This is a genomic window from Aeromicrobium camelliae (assembly GCF_003850045.1).
Taxonomy (GTDB): Bacteria; Actinomycetota; Actinomycetes; order Propionibacteriales; family Nocardioidaceae; genus Aeromicrobium; species Aeromicrobium camelliae.
This window is the reverse complement of the sequence record NZ_RQJX01000011.1, coordinates 83066-102069: the sequence shown is the minus strand read 5'-3', so window position 1 is coordinate 102069 and position 19004 is coordinate 83066. Positions and strand designations below refer to the sequence as shown.

Genomic DNA, 19004 nt, shown 5'->3' with positions numbered 1-19004 from the left:
CCACCGACGACGACGCCAGCAACGACTCGGCCGATTGACCCCCATCGAATTCGAAACCATCATGAGCCACGTCGCCCCTCAGACGGCATGACCCACTGTCACAAAATCCTGCAGCAGCCCCCTGGTACAGGTACTGCATCGCCACCGTCATCTCGCCCCACTTGCCGCCGAGCACCTCTTGGAAGCGCCGCGCGAACGCGGGATCGGGCGCCTGCACCTTGACGTCGAACTGGGAGGCTTTCTGGTGAGTGAACATCTGGATCCTCTTCCGTGTCGGGTGTGCGAGGGTCCTCGGTGCCGAGGACCTGCCTCGTGCTTGTTGGGACGCCTGTACCCGATCGGGCGAGCAGCTAATCACCTGGTGTCGGCCGATTCAGGAGGGCCGGATGCGGGTAGTGATCAGTCATGACTTCTGCACCGCATGAGCGTGACGACGACACCACCGACACCACCGACGACGGCCGTCAGCCCGCCAATCAGGGCCCGGTGCCGCCGGAGCCCGAGGAGATGCCCGACACCGGTGAGGGGACGCTCGCCCCGGAGATGGGTGACGAGGACATCGAGGAAGAGCGAGGCCGACACGCCTGAGGTCGATCGACCGCGCTGCTCGAAGCGGCAGGGGATCTCCGGATTCCTGCCCGGGAAACCCGGCTGAAACGCTCGGAAGCACACCAGAAACCGCCCGTCGTGAGACGGGCGGTTTTCTCTATCTCGCGTCCGGAAACCTTGGCAGACGTTGACACTGTAAGCGAGGTCACACCTCTTCTATGGTCAGGGAAACCCGCTGCCGTCCTGGCGGCGGAACGACCTGGGTGAGGAGAGACCATGGGTCTGAGACGCTGCCTGGCCGCCGTCACGGCGTTGCTCACAGCGTGTGTCCTGGCGAGTTGCGGCGCGATCGAGGAGGGCGACCACGAGGTGTCGATCGCCGGAGTCTTCTCCGGGCCGACGACCGATGCCGACTACAACGCCCTCGGGGCGAAGGCGCTGCTCGACATGGAGAGCGACGAGGTCAAGGTCGCCTACTCCGAGAGCGTCGAGGTCCCCGACGTGGAGCGAGTGATCGAGGAGTACGTCTCCGACGGCTACGACATCGTGTGGACGCACGGCTCGCAGTTCTACGCGGCGACGGCCAAGGTCGCCGCGCGTCACCCCGACGTCACGTTCATCGGGGAGTTCGACGGCAAGCCGAAGGACCAGCCGGAGAACGTGTGGGTCATCGACCGGAACTTCCACACCGTCTTCTACCCCCTGGGCACGCTCGCCGCGCACCTCTCTCAGACCGGGCGCGTCGCCTATCTCGGAGGTCTGTCGCTCCCGTTCTCCTACTCGGAGGTCCACGCACTGGAACAGGCGATCGCCGACAGCGGCGAGGACGTCCAGCTCAGCCGGGTCTGGACCGGCGACTTCAACGACACCGTCCGAGCCCAGCAGGCAGCGGCACAACTGATGTCCGACGGCAATGACATCGTCATCACATCGCTCAACCTCGGCGTCGTCGGCGCCTTCCAGGCGGTCAAGCAGGAGGACGTCGGCGACGCGTGGATCACGGTGAAGTACACCGACAAGTCGGCCAACGGACCCGAGCACTACGCCGCCTCGGTGATCTACGACTTCTCCGAGCCGCTCCAGAAGATCGTCGACCAGATCCAGGCCGGTGAGCGCAGCGGCTACTTCGCCCTGACGTTCGGCGACGGTACGAGCGTCGACGTCGGTGACGAGGTCCCCGCGGAGGCCAAAGCTGCGGTCGACGACGCCGTGCAGCGGATCGAGAGCGGCGAACTCACGGTCGAGCTCGACCAGTCGGAGGTGAAGTGATGACCGAGGCACCACGTCTGCAGATGACGGGGATCGTCAAGACCTTCGGGCCCGTACGGGCGCTGAACTCCGTCGACTTCGAGGTCGCGCCCCGGGAGGTGCACGGACTGCTCGGCGGTAACGGCGCCGGCAAGACGACGTTGATGAACGTCCTCTACGGGCTGTACCGCGCCGACGCCGGAACGATCGAGCTCGACGGAGCGCCGGTGACGGTCGCGTCGCCCGGTGACGCGATCGCCGCTCGCATCGGCATGGTGCACCAGACGTTCTTGCAGATCGAGCCCTACACCGTGCTCGAGAACATCGTCCTGGGCACGAAGGCCGCACGCGGCGAACGCTTCGACGGGCCGAAGGCACGCGCGGAGATCACCGAGCTGAGCGAGCGTTTCGGCCTCGAAGTCGACCTCGACGCAGTCGTCGAGGATCTGCCGGTCGGCGTGCGCCAGCGCGTCGAGATCCTCAAGGCGCTGTACCGGCGCTCGCGCGTGCTCATCCTCGACGAGCCGACGACCAACCTGGCTCCGCAAGAGGTCGACGCGCTGTTCGCCTCGATCCGCGCGATGGTCGACGAGGACCTGAGCGTCATCCTCATCACGCACAAGATCCGCGAGACGCTCGGCGTCTGCGACCGCATGACGGTGATGCGCGAGGGTCAGCGCGTGGCGACCGTGACGCGGGCAGAGGCCACGGCGGAGTCGCTCGCCGCCACCATGATCGGCGAGACGCCGGTGACCGATCCGACCGACGGGGAGGAGGTGGCCGCCGCGGTCGTCGCGACCGGCCTGGCCTCGGCGGACGAGGTCGCGGCGGCGGACGCGGGCGCCGTGAGCACCGCCCCCGTCGCCGTGCGCGTGACAGGCCTGCGCGTCGACAACGACCAGCGGGTGGAGCAGCTGCACGGACTGGACCTGGAACTGCGCGAAGGTGAGGTCCTCGGCATCGCCGGTGTCTCGGGCAACGGCCAGGTCGAGCTCGCGGAGGCAGTCTCCGGCGTGCGGCCGATCACCGGCGGTTCGGTGCGGCTGGGCGATCGCGAACTCGCCGGGGCAGCGACGTCCGCCTGGCTCGGCGCCGGTGTCGTGTATGTGCCGGAGGACCGGCACCGCGACGGCATCCTCCCGACCAGTTCGATCACCGAGAACCTGCTGCTCGGGTCGCAGCGCAGTACCCGCGTGAAGTCGCGCGGGCTCATCGATTGGAAGGCCGCGCGCCAGCGCGCGGTCGACACCATCAGTGACTTCTCGATTCGGGCGAACGGCCCGGGAGCGCTGGCGGGTGACCTCTCGGGCGGCAACATCCAGCGCGTCATCCTGGCGCGCGCGTTCGCTCACCACCCGCGCTTCCTCGTCCTGCACAACCCGACCCGCGGCCTCGACCTGAAGTCCACCGAGTTCGTCTACGAACAGGTCGACGCCGCCACGCGTGAGGGGGCGTGCGTGCTGCTGCTCTCCGAGGACCTCGACGAGGTCATCACCCTGTCTGACCGCGTGGCGGCGCTGTACTCCGGACGGCTCATCGGCGAATGGACGCGCGGACAGACCGATCACTACGCGATCGGCCGCGCCATGATCGGATTGGAGGCCCAGGATGTCTGAGGTCGCTGCACCGCCGTCGACCACCACGGCCCGAGTGAACCGCGCCGCCTGGTACGCCGGCTCCGTGCTCGCCGCGTTCCTCGTCGGCGGCATCGTCATCGTGCTGCTCGGGCTGAACCCGGTCGTGGCGTTCGAGTCGGTCATCACGACGTCGTTCTCGACCGGCTTCGGCTTCGTCGAGACGTTGCACAAATGGGTGCCGATCGTGCTCTGCGCCTACGCCTTCACGATCCCGCTCGCGTCGGGCAAGTTCAACATCGGCGCCGAGGGACAGTTGCTGGTCGGGGCCACCGCCGGCGTCGCCCTCGGCATCACGGGCTCGGACCTTCCGCCGCTGCTGCTCGTACCGGCCGTGCTCATCGCCGGCGTGCTCGGCGGTGCGGTGTGGTCGGGGATCGCCGCGTTCCTCATGGTGCGGTTCGGCGTGAACGAGATCCTCAGCACCGTGCTGTTGAACTTCGTGGCGTTCGAGCTCATCGACTACGTCGCCTCGTACGTCTGGCCCGACCGCGGTGCCGGACACCCGGCCACGATCCCGGTCGGCGAGAACGCGATGCTGCCCGGCTTCGGGGAGCCGGCCGTCCACGCCGGCGTCCTCATCACGCTGCTGCTCAGCGTGGCGATCGGCCTGGCGATGCGCAGCACCGCCGCCGGCTTCGAGTTGCGGGCGACGGGCGCCAACCCCCGCGCCGCATCGGTGCACGGCATCCGGACGTCGCGGCTGACCGCGGGCGGCATGCTCGTGGGTGGCGCGGTCGCCGGGCTCGGCGGCGCGATCGAGGTCGCCGGAGTCCACGGGAACATGCTCGAGGGGATGCAGTCGAACTTCCTCATCCTCGGCATCATCGTCGGCCTCATGGCCCGCGGGAACGCCGTCGCGGTGCCCTTCGTGGCCTTCGGCATCGCGGTCCTCGAGGTGGGAGCGAGCGCGATGCAGCGCAGCGCTCAAGTGCCGATCGAGGTCGTGCTGATCGTCGAGGCGCTCATCCTTCTCTTCCTCATGCTCAGCGACGTGCTGCGCAGCAAGCTTGGGAGTCGCTCATGAACGAGGTCGTGGGCTTTCTGGCCCTGGTCATTCCGGCGATGGTGCCGTTCGTACTCGCCGCTCAGGGCACGATCCTGAGCGGGCGGGCTGGAGTCTTCAACGTCTCCCAGGAAGGCGTCATGGTGCTCGGCGCGTCTGTCGGGTTCCTCGCCAGCTTCACCCTCGGCGGCAACACGATCGGTCTGCTGGTCGCCGCGGCGGCGGGCGGGCTCGTGGGACTCATCCTGGCGCTGGCGACCACGGCGCTGCGGATGGACCAGTTCGTGGTCGGCCTCGCGCTGTACTTCGCCACCCTGGGACTCGCGTCCCTGCTCTACCGGGTGATCGTCGGCGTGACCCTCGAGCCGCCGCTGATCGAACTGCTCGAGACGTACCCCATCCCGTTGCTGTCCGACATCCCGATCGTGGGTGAGGTGCTGTTCGATCAGGACCTCGTCGTCTACTTCGCGTTCGCGCTGTCCTTCGGTCTCTGGTGGTTCATGTACCGGACCTCGGCCGGGCTGCGGTTCCGGTCGGTCGGTGAGAATCCCAAGGCGGCCGACAGCCTCGGCGTCAACGTGTTCCGCACCCGTGTGTGGGCGACCGTCGCCGGGAGCGCGCTCGTCGCGATGGGCGGCGCGTACCTGCCCATGGTCTACACGGGCACGTTCACCGAGGGCATGGTCGCGGGGCGCGGCTGGCTCGTCATCGCGTTGGCGTTCCTCGGCGGCTGGCGACCGCACTACGTGGTGGCCGGAGCGGCGTTCTTTGCCGGCATGGACGTGCTCGCGCTGCGCGCCCAGGTCGCCGACATCGCGATCCCGCACCAGTTCGTCATGATGCTGCCGTACGTCGCCACGCTCATCGTGATGATCTTCGCGTTCCGGTGGGCCCGACAGCCCGGGTTCCTCGGCAACAACTACGACCGGGAGAGCCGACTGAGCGGCTGACCGGTCCGCCTGGCGATTGGTCATGGCTCCATCGGGGTACGTCACGGAAGGCAGGGAGACCGCCGACCGCGAAGGAGACGTACCCCGATGGAGTTTCAGGACCTGGTGGAGACGATCGGCCGGACAGTCGATCTGGCGGGCGTCGCCGCCGTCGTCGGAGGCGTCATCCTCGCCACCGGGATCGCGATCTCGCGCCTCGCCCGTCGCGAGGAGGGCACGTATCGCCGGTTCCGGCGGTTCCTCGGCCGCTCGATCCTGCTCGGCCTCGAACTGCTCGTCGCGGCGGACATCATCCGCACCGTCGCCGTCACGCCGACCCTGGAGAGCGTCGCCGTGCTGGCGGGCATCGTGCTCATCCGGACGTTCCTGAGCTGGTCGCTCGAACTGGAGATCACCGGTCGCTGGCCGTGGCAGAAGGCTGAGGCCGTCGACTGAGGCTCTGCGCCGTCAGGAGAAGAACACCATGTTGACCACGGCCGCCGTGCCGACCGCCACGATGATCGCCCGCAGTGCCGCGGGGGAGAGGCGTCGGCCGAAGCGGGCCCCGAGCACGCCTCCGGCGGCGGACCCCAAAGCGATCAGCGCGACGACGATCCAGTCGATGGAGTCCCACGCCACGACGACGAACACCACGGCCGCGATGCCGTTGACTCCGGTGACCAGCAGGTTCTTCATGGCGTTGATGGACTGCAGCGACTCCGCGGTGAGGATGCCGAGCATGCCGACCAGCAAGATGCCCTGCGCCGCGCCGAAGTAGCCACCGTAGATCCCGACCGCGAACGTGGCCGCCGTGACCGCCGCGGTCCGACGTGCTGTCGCGTTCGTCGAGAGCTCACCAGCGTGGCGACGCGCCGCCCGCCGTTGCACGGCCGGGCCGGCCACCACCATGATGAGGCCCAGCACGACCAGCGCGGGGACGATCGCGGTGAAGGCCTCCGCGGGCAGGGCCAGCAGCAGCACCGCGCCGGTGAGGCCGCCCGCGATCGACGCGGGCAGCAGCCGACGCAGCAGCGGGGGATTGGCGCCGAGTTCGCGGCGGTAACCGAAGGTGCCTGAGAGATTGCCGCCGAGCAGCCCGATGCTGTTCGAGACGTTGGCCGCGAGCGGCGGATATCCCAGCAACAGCAGCACCGGGAACGTGACCAGCGTCCCCGAGCCGACGATGACGTTGATCATGCCCGCCCAGACGCCGGCCCCGGCGATCGCGATCCACTCGGTCCACATACGTCCCCCTGACCCGCCGACCCTACCGGCCCTTCGTGGCAAGCCACCGCTTGGCCGTCACCACCCGGTGTGGGATTCTGTCGAGGTTTGTCCTGGAGTCGAGGAAAGGCGATCCCTTGTCCGACCAGACCTACCAGCTCGCGGCGCTGGCCATCTACTTCGCCGCGATGCTGGCCATCGGTTTCTACGCGTACCGGCGCACCGACAGCCACGAGGACTACATGCTCGCGGGCCGCGACCTGCCACCCTGGGCCGCCGCGCTCAGCGCCGGCGCCTCGGACATGTCCGGCTGGCTCATGATGGGCCTCCCCGGCGCGATCTACGTCGCCGGCCTCATCGAGGCGTGGATCGCCATCGGTCTGAGCATCGGCGCATACCTGAACTGGCGCTTCGTCGCTCCGCGCCTGCGCGCCTACACCGAGGTCTCACGCAACTCCATCACCATCCCGAGCTTCCTGGAGAACCGCCTGCGGGACACGTCCCGGCTGCTGCGGGTCGCCTCGGGCGTCATCATCCTCGTGTTCTTCACGTTCTACGTGTCCTCGGGCATGGTCGCCGGCGGCGTCTTCTTCGAGAGCTCCTTCGATTCGGACTACCTGCTCGGCATGGCGCTCGTCGCCGGAGTCACCCTGCTCTACACGCTCTTCGGCGGTTTCCTGGGCGCGTCGCTCACCGACGTCGTCCAGGGCCTCATGATGATGATCGCGCTGCTGATCGTCCCGGTGATGGCGATCGTCGCGGTCGGCGGACCGGTCGAGGCGTTCGACGCGGTGCGCGATCTCGAACCGGGCCACCTGTCGCTCTTCGGCGGCACGGCCCTCACCGCCACGGCCGTCGTCGGCATCATCTCCGCGCTCGGGTGGGGCCTGGGCTACTTCGGGCAGCCGCACATCATCGTGCGCTTCATGGCGCTGCGCGACCCGTCCTCGGCGACCGCGGCACGTCGCATCGGGATGGGGTGGATGATCCTGTCGCTCCTGGGCGCCGTCGTGGGCGGCCTCGTGGGCGTCGCGTACTTCGCGCAGGCCGAGACCGAGGTCGGTGACCCGGAGACGGTCATGCTGACGATGTCGCAGATCCTGCTGCACCCGATCGTGGCGGGCTTCGTGCTCGCGGCGGTGCTCGCCGCCGTGATGAGCACCGTGTCGAGCCAGCTCATCGTGTGTTCCTCGGCGCTCGTCGAGGACCTCTACAAGGTCGTGGCGAAGTCCGACCCGTCGTCGCGCACGCTCGTGACCCTCGGTCGGGCATGCGTGCTGGCCGTCGCGGTCATCGCCGCGCTCCTCGCGCTCAACCCCGACGGCACGATCCTCAGCCTCGTCGGCTTCGCGTGGGCCGGCTTCGGCGCGTCGTTCGGCCCGGTCATCCTGCTCAGCCTGTTCTGGCGCAAGCTCACCAACTGGGGCGCGCTCACCGGCATGGTCGCGGGTGCGGTCACCGTGTTCGCGTGGGACGCCTGGGGCACCGACCTGTACGAGATCGTGCCCGGCTTCCTGGTCAACCTCGTGGTGGCCGTGGTCGTCAGCCGGCTCACGTACCAGCGTGACGAGGAGATCGAGCAGGAGTTCGACGCCACGGTCAAGCTCGTCCAGGTGCGCGAGGCGACGGCGTCTTGACCTGCGACGCCCTCGGCCGGCTCAGTAGCCGCGGAGCCGGCCGAGGGCGCGGCGGTCCTTCTTCGTCGGCCTGCCCGCGCCACGATCGCGTTGCGGCATCGCGATGCGGTACTCACGCGGCGGGGGCGGCGGCGAATGATCCTCGTAGCACTCGCGGGCGACGGCCGCCCCGACGCGGCGGTTCAGCAGCTTGGTCACGACGGCCACGCGTTCGCCGGACGGTGCGGTGACCTCGATCTTGTCGCCGACGTGCACGGGTTGGGCGGGCTTGGCGCGACGCCCGTTGACATGCACCTTGCCGCCCTTGCAGGCGGTCGCGGCGGCGTTGCGGCTGGGAAAGAGCCGTACGGCCCACACCCAGACGTCCACGCGCACACTGCTCGCCTCCACACGTCGAGGCTACCGCTGGCACAGTGGGTTTCATGCCTGACATCGAAGACGTCGCCATCAGCTCCGACGTCATCCGCCTCGGCCAGCTGTTGAAGTTCGTCGGGGTCGCGGAGTCCGGTGCGCACGCCGCTTCGCTCATCGCCGCGGGCGACGTCCGAGTGAACGACGAGGTCGAGTTGCGACGGGGGCGCCAGCTCGTCCGCGGCGATGTCATCGCCGTCGCGGTCCCGTCCGGAACCGCCACCTTCCGCATCTCCTGACCCGGGGCGGTGACTTAGCGTCCATTCCTCCCGCCGGGCGGTGGGTATGCGTCCGTTCGGCGAGGTCGAACGGACGCTAAGTCACCGCCCCGCGGCAGGTCAGGACAGCCGGTCGCGCCAGGCAGCGAGGTCGTTGACGACGAACGCGGCCGCGTCGCCCATGCCGTTGTCGTCCCACGTCACCACGAGCAGCTCGCGGTTCGACGTGCGGCCCATGAAGTGGCGAGCGGTGGTGACCGAGGTGATCGCAGACCGGTCGACGCGCACCTCGCGTTCCGGCATGAGCTGGACGAAGACGAGCGCGTCGGGCCCGAGGCCGAGCATCCCCGGCCCGGGTCGTTGATCGCGGCGGTCCGCGGCCCATCCGAACAACGTGGCCGGGCCCGACTCCCGGGCGTCGACCGCACTGAGGCGCGACCGCAGCCGTCGGCGCATCCGCAGCACTCGGGCGACCCCGACGAGGATGGCGAGCGCCACGAGGGCGCCCAGCACGGCGAGCACGATCAGCACGATGTCGAGCATGCAGACATCCTTTCGCACCGCCTGACGCCATCCCGCGAGTGGCGCAACATGGGGCCGTTCGGCGGGCGAAACGCCCCATTCTGCGCCACTCGGTCATCACTTTGCGCCACTCGCGGAGGACGGCGGGCCGGGGCGGGGGCGCAGGGGCTCGCGTACGATGCCGGGGTGCCGCCGCGTTCTCCGCTTCCGCCGCGTCACGGGCTCGGTGCCGCGTGGGTCCGCACGCCCGATCGCGACAAGAACCGCGTCGCTCCCTGGCCGACGATGGGGGCGTGGCTGCGTGAGAAACTCCCGGCGCAGGTCGACGTGACGGCCATGCTCGCCGGGCGGCGGTTCGTGTACGACAGCGGCCGCCCGGTGCGCGAGGACGATGCCTACCTTCCGCACACGTTCGTATGGTTCCATCGCGAGTTGCGCGAGGAGCCCGAGGTGCCGGGCGCGATTCACGTCGTGCACCGCGACGACCGCATCGTGGTGGTCGACAAGCCGCCGTTCCTGTCCTCCATTCCGCGCGGCCGGCACGTGCGCCAGAGCGTCGTGGTCCGCCTGCGTGAGGAACTCGGACTGCCCGAACTGTCGCCGGTGCATCGTCTGGACCGGGTCACTTCAGGACTGTTGATGCTCGCGGTCGAGCGGCGGTGGCGTGGGCCGTACCAGTCGCTGTTCCACGCCCGGCAGGTGAGCAAGGTGTACCGCGCGCTCGCCCCGGTGCGTGAGGACCTCGCATTGCCGGTGACGGTGCGCAATCACGTGCGCAAGGAGCGAGGCCGCTGGCAGGCGGAGGTGGTCGAGGGCGCACCGGTCAATGCTGAGACCGTGGTCGAGCTCGAGTCGCGACAGGGGCGTCACGGGGTCTACCGGCTCACTCCGTCGACCGGCCGGACGCACCAGTTGCGGCTCCACCTGCACGGTCTCGGCATCCCGATCGTGGGAGATCCCTTGTACCCGGAGGTTCTGGACGTCGCCATCGACGACTTCACGACGCCGCTGCAACTCCTCGCCAGTGAGCTGGCGTTCGACGATCCGATCGACGGTACTCGCCGGCACTTCCGTGCCCTCCGGTCGTTGCCGCTAGCGGCAGAATCCGGCGCCGTTAACCCTGGCCGATCCGTCGGCTCGTGACATAGGTTCGGCCCACCGGGAAAAAAGTTCTGGCCCGGTGTCGATCTCGGGCCTCACCGTTCGACGTCCAGATACGAGGACGCAGTGGGCGGCCTCCCACCCGAAGGGACAACACCATGAAGCACATGCTGATCATGCGGGCCACCGATGCCGCGGTCGACGCCAGCCAGGAGGTCGACTTCGAGGAGATCATCAACGCCATGGGCCGCTACAACGAGTCGATGATCAACGCCGGTGTTCTTCTGGCCGGCGAGGGTCTGAGCGATGCCTCCGAGGGAGCGGTGGTCGACTTCTCCGGCGACCAGCCGATCGTCACGGACGGCCCGTACGGCGAGACCCACGAGCTCTTCAACGGCTTCTGGATCCTCCAGGTCGCGAGCAAGGAAGAGGCTGTCGAGTGGGCCTCGCGGGCGCCGCTGGGCCCGGGCACCAAGATCGAGGTGCGCCGCGTGACCGACGAGAGCGACTTCGAGGACTTCGCCGACAACGAGTACCTGGAGAAGGAGAAGGGCTGGCGCGAGCAGCTCGGCACGCAGTGAGCACCGACGTCCGACGCTCGGTCGACGCGATCTGGCGGATCGAGGGTGCGCGCGTCGTGGCGACCCTCGCCCGCATGGTCGGCGACGTCGGCCTTGCCGAGGATCTCGCGCAGGACGCGGTGGCCGATGCCTTGGCCCAGTGGCCCGAGTCGGGTGTCCCGCAGAACGCGGGCGCCTGGCTCACGGCCGTGGCCAAGCACAAGGCGATCGACGGATGGCGGCGCCGCGAACGCCTCGACGAGCGGTACCGCGCCATCGCGCACGACCTCGAGACCGTCGCCGACGACGCGTGGGAGCCCATCGCCGACGACGTGCTCAAGCTGGTCTTCGCCGCCTGCCATCCGGTCCTGAGCCGGGAAGCGCAGGTGGCGTTGACCTTGCGGGTGGTCGGCGGACTGACCAGCGAGGAGATCGCGCGGATGTTCCTCGTGCCCGTGCCGACCATGCAGCAGCGGTTGGTCCGGGCGAAGAAGACGCTGACGGCCGCGCGCGTACCGTTCGAGATTCCCGAGCCGCGCGAGTGGCCTGAGCGGATGAGCGGGGTGCTGAGCGTCATCTATCTCGTGTTCACCGAGGGGTACGCCGCCACGTCCGGCGATCAGTGGGTGCGCCGCGACCTCGCCGCGGAGGCGCTCCGTCTCGGCCGCATCGTCGCCGCGCTGGCCCCGCGGGAGCCCGAAAGCCACGCCTTGGTGGCACTCATGGAGTTGCAGGCGTCCCGGTTCCCGGCTCGTGTCGACGCGCAGGGGCATCCCGTGCTGCTCGACGACCAGGATCGGACCCAGTGGGACCGTTCCCAGATCACCCGCGGGCTCGACGCCCTCCGGCGGGCCGATGCGCTCGGCCGCGGCCGGGGACCGTACGCGCTGCAGGCAGCGATCGCCGCCTGTCACGCCACCGCTGCGAGCGTCGAGTCCACGGACTGGGACGAGGTCGTGACGCTGTACGAAGCACTGGACCGGCTCTCGCGCAACCCCATCGTGACGCTCAACCGCGCTGTGGCCGTGTCGATGGCCTCGGGCCCGTCCGCCGCCCTCGCAATAGTCGACGAGATCGCCGGGGACGACAGGTTGGCCAGGTCCCATCTGGTGCCGAGCGTCCGCGGCGAGTTGCTCGCCCAACTCGGACGCCGCGACCAGGCGCGCGACGAGCTACGCCGGGCGGCGGAGCTGGCGACGAACGAGCGCCAACGTGCCGTGCTGCTCGAGAAGCTCGACCGGCTGTGAGCCCCGCGCGAGCCGCGGACTGCTGGCAGACTGAGGTCATGAACGAACCCGGCGACGCGCGCGAGTTCTGGGAGTCCCGCTATCGCGAGCAGGACCGAGCGTGGTCGGGCCGCCCCAACCAGGCGCTCGTCGACGTCGTCGAGGACATGCTGCCCGGCCGCGCCCTCGACTTGGGCTGCGGAGAGGGCGGCGACAGCATCTGGCTCGCCGCCCAGGGCTGGACCGTCACCGCCGTCGACGTCTCCGCAACCGCTCTCGACCGGGCCCGCCGCGCGGCCGTCGAGGCGGGGCTCGGCGACAGCATCAGCTGGCGTGAGCATGACCTGGCCAGCTGGGTACCGGACGGCGAGTTCGACCTGGTGTCCGCGTGCTTCCTGCAATCGCCCCTGGAGTTCCCGCGATACGAGGTGTTGCGGGCCGCCGCCGCGCACCTCGCCCCGAACGGCCACCTGCTCGTCGTTGCGCACGCAAGCACGCCTCCGTGGGCACGTCATCGCGACGGACACGGACCCCAGCTTCTGAGCGCCGAGGAGGACGTCGCCGCGTTGGGCCTCTCGGTCGACCACTGGGAGGTCGTCGTGGCCGAAGACCGCCACCGGACCGTGACCGGACCCGAGGGGCAACAGGCCGACATCCTCGACTCCGTCGTCCTGGTGCGCCGACGCTGATGCACGTGCGGATCGGCGTCTCCGGGTGGAGTTATCGATCCTGGCACGGCGACTACTACCCGTCGTCCGTGCGGCAGAAGGACGAGCTCGCCTACCTCTCTTCGCGGCTGTGCACGGCCGAGGTCAACGCGAGCTTCTACCGGCTGCAGCGACCGACGACCTACCAGCGATGGTACGACACCGTCGGGCCCGGCTTCCGCTTCGCCGTCAAGGGTGGGCGCTACCTCACGCACTTGCGCCGGATGCGCGAGCCGCGCGAGCCGCTCGCCAACTTCCTCGCGTCGGGGGTGCTCGCCCTGCGCGACCGGCTCGGTCCGCTGCTGTGGCAACTGCCCGCTGACTTCGACCTCACGTCGCCGGAGCTCCCGGCCTTCCTCGAGCTGCTGCCGCGGACCTACGCCGAGGCGCGCGCGATCGCTCGGGACCACGGACAGACGCTGGCAGCTCCCGATCGGCACTGGCTCGGCGACGACGAGCACGACGCGCTGCGGCTGCAGCACGCGCTGGAGGTGCGGTCCGACGTCGGCCTCGACGACCTCCTGCCCCTGCTCGCCGAGCACGACGTCGCCTTGGTCACGTCCGACGGCGCCGGAACGTGGCCCATGTTCGCCACACCCACGGCGTCCTTCGCCTACGTCCGCCTGCACGGACCCGAGATCCTCTATCACGGCGGATACGGCGACGACCTGCTCGAGGAATGGGCCGAGCGCATCGTCGCGTGGGGCCGTGACACGTGGGTCTACTTCGACAACGACGCCGACCGGCGAGCCCCGCACGATGCGGAGCGGCTGATGGCGATGCTGCGTGCTCGGTCGGAATGCGTGGTGCCCGGAGCCGTGTGAGGCTGGAATCTCCGAGAACCTCACGACTCAGGAGGTATCGACTCCGTGAAAACCGATGGACTTGCTCCGCTGTTCGAGGACCCCGGGCCGTTCGCGACGGCCTACGTGGACGTCAGTCGCGACGTGGAGAATCCCAGCAGCGTGGCGGACTTGAGCGTACGTGCGGCGACGGACCGATTGAGCGACGAGGGCGCGCCCGAGGGGGTGCAGCAGTCGATCACCGAGCGGCTCGCGCAGCCGACCGGATTGCCCGCTCCGACGAGCCGTTGCGTCGTCGCCACCGAGAACGGCGGCATCCTGCTCGACGAGGTGACGCGCACCGACCGGACCGCGCCTCATGGCTCGTGGGGCGCTTTGCCGGATCTGCTGCCGTGGATCGCCGACGCTGATGCCACCGTGCCATTCGTCTTGGCGCTGGTCGATCACGAGGGCGGTGACGTTTCCGTGCATCGATCGGGCGTGCACCGTGCGCCCGAGACCACCGAAGCCGGCGGTGAGACCGCCTACGAGAACAAGGTGGCCGGTGGCGGCTGGGCGCATCTGCGGTGGCAGCACTCCACTGAGAACGTCTGGGAGCGCAACGCACAGGACGTGGCCAAGGAGATCCGTCAGTACGTTTCCGGCGAGGGCATCGACCTCGTGCTGCTGGCCGGTGAAGGAGACAGCCGTGCGCAGGTGCGAGACGCGCTCAGCGACATCCAGGGCGTCACCATCACCGAACTCGAGGCCGGCGGACGCAACGCCGACGGCGGGGATGCCGCGCTCGCCGCGGCCGTGGAGCGGGCCCTCGACGAGGTGCTCGGCACCCGCGCCGTCGACCGCAACGAGGAACTCGCCGAACGGCTCGGCCGCGACGACGCCGTCGCGACGGGCCTGAACGACGTCCTCAACGCCTTCGTGACCGGACAGGTCGAACGGCTCCTGGTAGACCCCGACGGTGTTGCCGATCTTGAAGTCGAACCGAGCCACTACCCGGGCCTCGCGTTCGGTGCCATCACCGAGGTGCCCGAGCGACTGCCCGCCGGGCCGGTCCTCGTCGCCGCCGCGACCTTGACTGGCGCGGCGATCGAGGTCGTGCCGCGCGCGATGCAGTTCGATGCCCCGGTCAGTGCGCTGCTGCGCTGGAACGCCCCGCCTGCGGAAGGAGTCAACCCGTGAGCCACGATGCACCGTTGCCCGATTACGACCAACTGACGACATCAGCGATCCAGTCACAGATCCGCACGCTCGAGTCCGGACCGCTGGAGGAGCTGCTGGGCTATGAGCGCGAGCACGCCAACCGTCCGCTCGCGATCCAGACCATCGAGCACCGGCTCGAGGCGTTGCGGTCGGGAGAGTCGCCCAGCGGCGGTCACGCCGCCGGCGCCGCTCCGGGCAGTGGGGGCGGCGTGGACGTGCCCCAGCAGACCGACGGCCACACCGACGCCCCGCCGATCAATCCGCCGTCGCACGGCGATCCGACGAATCCGGCCCAGCCACGCGACTGAGGACCGGTGTGACAGCGGCCGGTGGAATGCGCGAGCAGCGCGTCCCACCGGCCGTGTCACGGTCACGTGACGTTCCTCCGCCGTCCGCTGCCGCGTCGGCCGAACGTGATGAGATGGAGCCATGATCGCCGCCTTCAGCATCTCGCCCCTGACTCCCGACGACTCCGGCAGCGTCTCCGCGGCCGTCGCCGAGGCCGTGCGCATCGTCCGCGACTCCGGACTTCCGCACGAGACGAACGCGATGTTCACCAACATCGAGGGCGAATGGGACGAGGTCATGGACGTGGTCAAGCGGTGCGTCGACGCGCTGACGGCGTCGTATCCCCGGGTGAGCCTGGTGCTGAAGGCCGACATCCGGCCCGGCTACACGGGGCAGCTGAGCGCGAAGGTCGACCGGGTCAACCGCCTGGTGGCGGGGGAGGGCGACGCGTGAACCAGGACGACGTCGACCTTGCCGGACGCCTCGTACGCGAAGCGGCCGAACTCGCCGCACGGATGCGCGCGGACACCCAGCTGACGATCGCACAGAAGACGTCGATCTCGGACATCGTGACGTCCGCGGACACCGCCGCGGAGCGCCACATCGTCGAAACCTTGGCCGCGGAACGACCCGACGACGGCATCCTCGGCGAAGAAGGAGCCCGGCACGAGGGGACGAGCGGCCGCCGCTGGATCATCGATCCGGTCGACGGCACGTACAACTTCGCCTCCGGTTCCGACTACTGGTGCTCCGCGCTCGCACTCGTCGACGGACGTGAACTGGTGCTCGGCGCGGTGGCTCATGCGCGCAGCGGCGACGTCTTCGTCGGCGGCCCCCGCCACCCCTCGACCTGCAACGGCGCGCCCCTCGGACCGATCCCGGATCTGCCGCTCGCCGGCATCAGCGCCGCCACGTATCTCCACCCGCCGCGCATGCGTGAGGCGGTCGTCGCGGAGCCGTTCCGGCGCGCCGCGCAGCTCCCGGCGACCATCCGGATGCTCGGATCGGGTTCGATGGACCTCGTCGGCGTGGCGACCGGCCTGCTGGGCTGCTGGTTCCAGCACACGGTGGCTGATTGGGACTGGTTGCCCGGCGCGGCGATCGTCGCCGGCGTCGGCGGCGCGACCCGCCAACTGGACGTCGACGGCGTGACGTGGTCCGTCGCGGGACCGCCCACCGCCGTCGAGGAGTTGGCGTCCGCACTGACGGCAGAGGGCTGAGTCCCCGGTCACACGGCCCGCCACGTCCGGACCCGCATGGTCAGGTAGTGTGCCCACCAATGGAACGCCGATCACAGTCCGTACTGGAGGGGCTGCGGCGGCGCGTTCGTACGAGAGGACAGAACAGACCGATGGTGGATGTGGACAAGGTCCTGGACGAGGCCGGCCTGACGAACCCCCACGTGCGCGAGTACGTCAAGGAGTGGGCCGCGATCACGACCCCCGACCGGATCGAGGTCGTCAGCGCGGCCGACGATGCCCGGTTGATTCAGGAGTCGCTCGACGCGGGCGAGATCGAGCCCGCCGGCGAGGGTCTGTACTACTCGCGCTCCTACTACAAGGACACCGCGCGCTCCGAGGAGCGCACGATCGTGGCGACGAACAAACCCTCCGACAAGGGCGCCTACAACAACTGGCGCCCCGCCGACGAGATGAAGCCGATCATGCTCGAGCGCATGAAGGGCGCGTCCGCGGGCAAGACGATGTACGTGGTGCCCTACCTCATGGCACCTCCCGGCTCGCCACTCGAGGCGTACGCGGCCGGTGTCGAGCTGACCGACCACCGCACGGTCGTGCTCCACATGATCCGCATGGCGCGCGTCGGCATCGACCTCATCGACAACCTCGCCGACCCCGACAGCTTCGTGCGGGCCGTGCACGTCACCGGTGACCTGCCCAACCTGGGCCAGGGCACGCCAGAGGACGAGCGCTACTTCGTGACGGTCGCTGACGAGCGCACCATCTTGCACTACGGCTCCTCTTACGGCGGCAACGCGCTGCTCGGCAAGATCGCCCACGGCCTGCGCCAGGCCTCGTACGACGGCTGGGCCTCGGGCAAGTTCCTCGCCGAGCAGTTCATGCTGCTGGGCATCACGGACAAGCAGACCGGCAAGAAGTACCACATCTGCGGCGGTTTCCCGAGTGCCTCGGGCAAGACCAACCTCGCCATGACGCTCGCGCCGGACGCTCTCGGCGACCGGTACTACGTCGAGTTCTACGGCGACGACATCGCGTGGCTGTGGGTCGGCGAGGACGGCAAGCTCTACGGCATGAACCCGGAGAACGGCGTCTTCGGCGTGGCCAAGGACACCAACGAGCTGACCAACCCCACCGCGCTCGACTCCATCCAGCCCGGCACGCAGGCGCTGTTCACCAACGTCGCCTACAACGAGAAGACCCACGAGGTGTGGTGGGAGGGCAAGACCAAGAACCCGCCTGCAGACCTCGACGGCTGGCGCGACTGGAAGGGCAGCCTCATCGCCGAGCGCACGCCCGAGGACCAGAACGAGCCGTGGGCGCACCCGAACAGCCGCTTCACGACGGCGCTGTCCAACGTCCCCAACGTCGCGAGCGACTACGACGACCCGAAGGGCGTGCCGATCGACGGCATCATCTTCGGCGGTCGTACCCGTGACCGCGAGCCGCTGATCCGCGCGATCGACGACATCGCCGAGGGTGTCTACGACGGCCTCACCCTGGGCGCCGAGGCGACCTTCGCCGCCGAAGGTGTCGAGGGCCAGCTCCGGTACGACCCCATGTCGATGCGTCCGTTCATGTCGTACGCCGAGGGTGCCTACGCCGCGCACTGGCTGAAGATCATCGGTCAGGCGACCGAGAAGCCGGTCTTCGCGCACGTCAACTGGTTCCAGCGCGACGCCGAGGACGGTCACTTCCTGTGGCCCGGCTACCGCGAGAACCTGCGTCCGCTGCTGTGGCTCATGCAGTACAAGAACGGCGAGGTCACCGGCCGCAAGACGCCGGTCGGCGTCCTTCCGACCGAGGAGGAGCTCGACCTCTCCGGGCTCGATCTCCCGCAGGAGGACCTCGACCGCATCCTGACGATCGACGTCGAGCGTTGGCGTCAGGAGATGGGCTTCCGCGAGGAGCACCTCAAGCAGTTCGACGGTCTGCCCGAGGAGATCTGGGAGGCTCACCGCCGGGTCGCCAAAGCGCTCGAGGACGAGGCCTGATCCACCAGTTCCGAAGGGGCGGTTCCTGCGACAGCAGGGGCCGCCCCTTCGTCGTCCTAGGATGATCCGGTGAGTTCCTCGCCGGTCGTCCACGTCGCCGCCGCGATCATTCTCGATGCCAAGGGCCGCGCGCTCATGGTGCGCAAGCACGGGACGCGGACCTTCATGCAGCCCGGAGGCAAGCCCGAGCCGGGGGAGCGGGCTGTCGACACGATCCGTCGTGAGCTGGCCGAGGAACTCGAACTCGACCTGGCCGAGGAGGACGTCGAGTATCTCGGTGCGTTCGAGTCCGCCGCCGCCAACGAGCCTGGCCATCGGGTACGTGCCGATGCGTTCCGCGTGCGCGTCATCGACCCGGCCGTGACGTGCGCCGCCGAGATCGCCGAGCTGCGCTGGATCGGCCCCGCCGACCTCGACACCGTTCCGATCGCGCCCCTGAGCACCGAATTCCTCCTCCCCATGGCCTGGAACCCCGCGTAACCAGGTGGTCGAGTAGCGGCCAGGGACGAGCGAGCATGGAGCCCTGGCAATGAGGGCGTAGCCGCCACGGA

General features: G+C 69.2%; 23 protein-coding genes. 19 read left to right on the top strand and 4 right to left on the bottom strand.

The genetic code is table 11. The features are described 5' to 3' along the window. Positions 1-256 (bottom strand): manganese catalase family protein (locus tag EHW97_RS09540; RefSeq protein ID WP_208001971.1); only part of this gene is annotated, 256 nt, incomplete at its 3' end. Between the two features lie 149 nt (positions 257-405). Here EHW97_RS09540 and EHW97_RS09535 point away from each other — a divergent pair. The 6 genes from EHW97_RS09535 (at position 406) to EHW97_RS09510 (ending at position 5822) form a co-directional block, all read left to right on the top strand. Beyond that, positions 406-588 (top strand): hypothetical protein, encoded by a 183-nt coding sequence (locus EHW97_RS09535; protein WP_124236936.1) that lies wholly within the window; start codon positions 406-408, stop codon positions 586-588. Positions 589-825: 237 nt separating this feature from the next. Then, complete coding sequence (locus EHW97_RS09530) at positions 826-1818, top strand: BMP family ABC transporter substrate-binding protein (protein WP_124236935.1); 993 nt, start codon at positions 826-828, stop codon at positions 1816-1818. Beyond that, a complete protein-coding gene (locus EHW97_RS09525) occupies positions 1818-3413 on the top strand; it encodes an ABC transporter ATP-binding protein (protein WP_124236934.1) in 1596 nt (531 codons plus the stop codon). The genes EHW97_RS09530 and EHW97_RS09525 overlap by 1 nt, the downstream gene beginning before the upstream one ends. After that, a complete protein-coding gene (locus tag EHW97_RS09520; RefSeq protein ID WP_124236933.1) occupies positions 3406-4458 on the top strand; it encodes an ABC transporter permease in 1053 nt (350 codons plus the stop codon). Before EHW97_RS09525 ends, EHW97_RS09520 begins: the two co-directional genes overlap by 8 nt. Further along, the gene (locus EHW97_RS09515) at positions 4455-5387 is read left to right on the top strand and encodes an ABC transporter permease (protein WP_124236932.1); all 933 of its coding nucleotides are present in this window, start codon (positions 4455-4457) and stop codon (positions 5385-5387) included. Before EHW97_RS09520 ends, EHW97_RS09515 begins: the two co-directional genes overlap by 4 nt. 87 nt (positions 5388-5474) lie before the next feature. Next, complete coding sequence (locus EHW97_RS09510; protein WP_124236931.1) at positions 5475-5822, top strand: DUF1622 domain-containing protein; 348 nt, start codon at positions 5475-5477, stop codon at positions 5820-5822. Positions 5823-5834: 12 nt separating this feature from the next. On the opposite strand, the gene EHW97_RS09505 is transcribed toward EHW97_RS09510, so the two are convergent. Continuing rightward, on the bottom strand, positions 5835-6611 hold the full coding sequence (locus EHW97_RS09505) for a sulfite exporter TauE/SafE family protein (RefSeq protein WP_124236930.1): 777 nt from the start codon (positions 6609-6611) through the stop codon (positions 5835-5837). 116 nt (positions 6612-6727) lie between these two features. Here EHW97_RS09505 and putP point away from each other — a divergent pair, with 116 nt between their 5' ends. Further along, positions 6728-8227 (top strand): sodium/proline symporter PutP, encoded by a 1500-nt coding sequence (gene putP, locus EHW97_RS09500; protein ID WP_124236929.1) that lies wholly within the window; start codon positions 6728-6730, stop codon positions 8225-8227. Between the two features lie 21 nt (positions 8228-8248). On the opposite strand, the gene EHW97_RS09495 is transcribed toward putP, so the two are convergent. Further along, the gene (locus EHW97_RS09495; RefSeq protein ID WP_124236928.1) at positions 8249-8617 is read right to left on the bottom strand and encodes an RNA-binding S4 domain-containing protein; all 369 of its coding nucleotides are present in this window, start codon (positions 8615-8617) and stop codon (positions 8249-8251) included. Between the two features lie 32 nt (positions 8618-8649). Here EHW97_RS09495 and EHW97_RS09490 point away from each other — a divergent pair, with 32 nt between their 5' ends. Beyond that, positions 8650-8877, top strand: a complete 228-nt coding sequence (locus EHW97_RS09490; RefSeq protein WP_124236927.1) for an RNA-binding S4 domain-containing protein — start codon at positions 8650-8652, stop codon at positions 8875-8877. Between the two features lie 99 nt (positions 8878-8976). On the opposite strand, the gene EHW97_RS09485 is transcribed toward EHW97_RS09490, so the two are convergent. After that, positions 8977-9399: a hypothetical protein gene (locus EHW97_RS09485; protein WP_124236926.1), complete on the bottom strand. Its 423-nt coding sequence runs from the start codon at positions 9397-9399 to the stop codon at positions 8977-8979. A gap of 264 nt (positions 9400-9663) precedes the next feature. On the opposite strand from EHW97_RS09485, the gene EHW97_RS09480 reads away from it, so the two are divergent. The 11 genes from EHW97_RS09480 to EHW97_RS09430 all read left to right on the top strand — a co-directional run bounded on the left by EHW97_RS09480 (position 9664) and on the right by EHW97_RS09430 (position 18933). Continuing rightward, the gene (locus EHW97_RS09480) at positions 9664-10521 is read left to right on the top strand and encodes a pseudouridine synthase (protein WP_378079896.1); all 858 of its coding nucleotides are present in this window, start codon (positions 9664-9666) and stop codon (positions 10519-10521) included. 116 nt (positions 10522-10637) lie between these two features. Next, complete coding sequence (locus tag EHW97_RS09475; RefSeq protein ID WP_124236924.1) at positions 10638-11060, top strand: YciI family protein; 423 nt, start codon at positions 10638-10640, stop codon at positions 11058-11060. After that, on the top strand, positions 11057-12286 hold the full coding sequence (locus tag EHW97_RS09470; RefSeq protein ID WP_124236923.1) for an RNA polymerase sigma factor: 1230 nt from the start codon (positions 11057-11059) through the stop codon (positions 12284-12286). The genes EHW97_RS09475 and EHW97_RS09470 overlap by 4 nt, the downstream gene beginning before the upstream one ends. 38 nt (positions 12287-12324) lie before the next feature. Further along, the gene (locus tag EHW97_RS09465) at positions 12325-12954 is read left to right on the top strand and encodes a class I SAM-dependent methyltransferase (RefSeq protein WP_124236922.1); all 630 of its coding nucleotides are present in this window, start codon (positions 12325-12327) and stop codon (positions 12952-12954) included. Positions 12955-12959: 5 nt separating this feature from the next. Beyond that, the gene (locus tag EHW97_RS09460; protein ID WP_243696376.1) at positions 12960-13796 is read left to right on the top strand and encodes a DUF72 domain-containing protein; all 837 of its coding nucleotides are present in this window, start codon (positions 12960-12962) and stop codon (positions 13794-13796) included. A 45-nt stretch (positions 13797-13841) separates the two neighbouring features. Further along, positions 13842-14954, top strand: a complete 1113-nt coding sequence (locus tag EHW97_RS09455; protein ID WP_124236920.1) for a baeRF2 domain-containing protein — start codon at positions 13842-13844, stop codon at positions 14952-14954. Further along, positions 14951-15283, top strand: a complete 333-nt coding sequence (locus tag EHW97_RS09450; RefSeq protein WP_124236919.1) for a DUF8129 domain-containing protein — start codon at positions 14951-14953, stop codon at positions 15281-15283. The genes EHW97_RS09455 and EHW97_RS09450 overlap by 4 nt, the downstream gene beginning before the upstream one ends. 121 nt (positions 15284-15404) lie before the next feature. Next, entirely contained in the window at positions 15405-15716 is a 312-nt protein-coding gene (locus tag EHW97_RS09445; protein ID WP_124236918.1) for an MTH1187 family thiamine-binding protein, read from the top strand. After that, a complete protein-coding gene (locus EHW97_RS09440; protein ID WP_243696375.1) occupies positions 15713-16483 on the top strand; it encodes an inositol monophosphatase family protein in 771 nt (256 codons plus the stop codon). The genes EHW97_RS09445 and EHW97_RS09440 overlap by 4 nt, the downstream gene beginning before the upstream one ends. A gap of 131 nt (positions 16484-16614) precedes the next feature. Continuing rightward, entirely contained in the window at positions 16615-18453 is a 1839-nt protein-coding gene (locus EHW97_RS09435) for a phosphoenolpyruvate carboxykinase (GTP) (RefSeq protein WP_124236917.1), read from the top strand. A 69-nt stretch (positions 18454-18522) separates the two neighbouring features. Continuing rightward, positions 18523-18933 carry an NUDIX hydrolase gene (locus EHW97_RS09430; protein ID WP_208001970.1) on the top strand — a complete coding sequence of 137 codons (411 nt, stop codon included), beginning with the start codon at positions 18523-18525 and terminating at the stop codon, positions 18931-18933. The last annotated feature ends 71 nt before the right edge of the window (positions 18934-19004 follow it).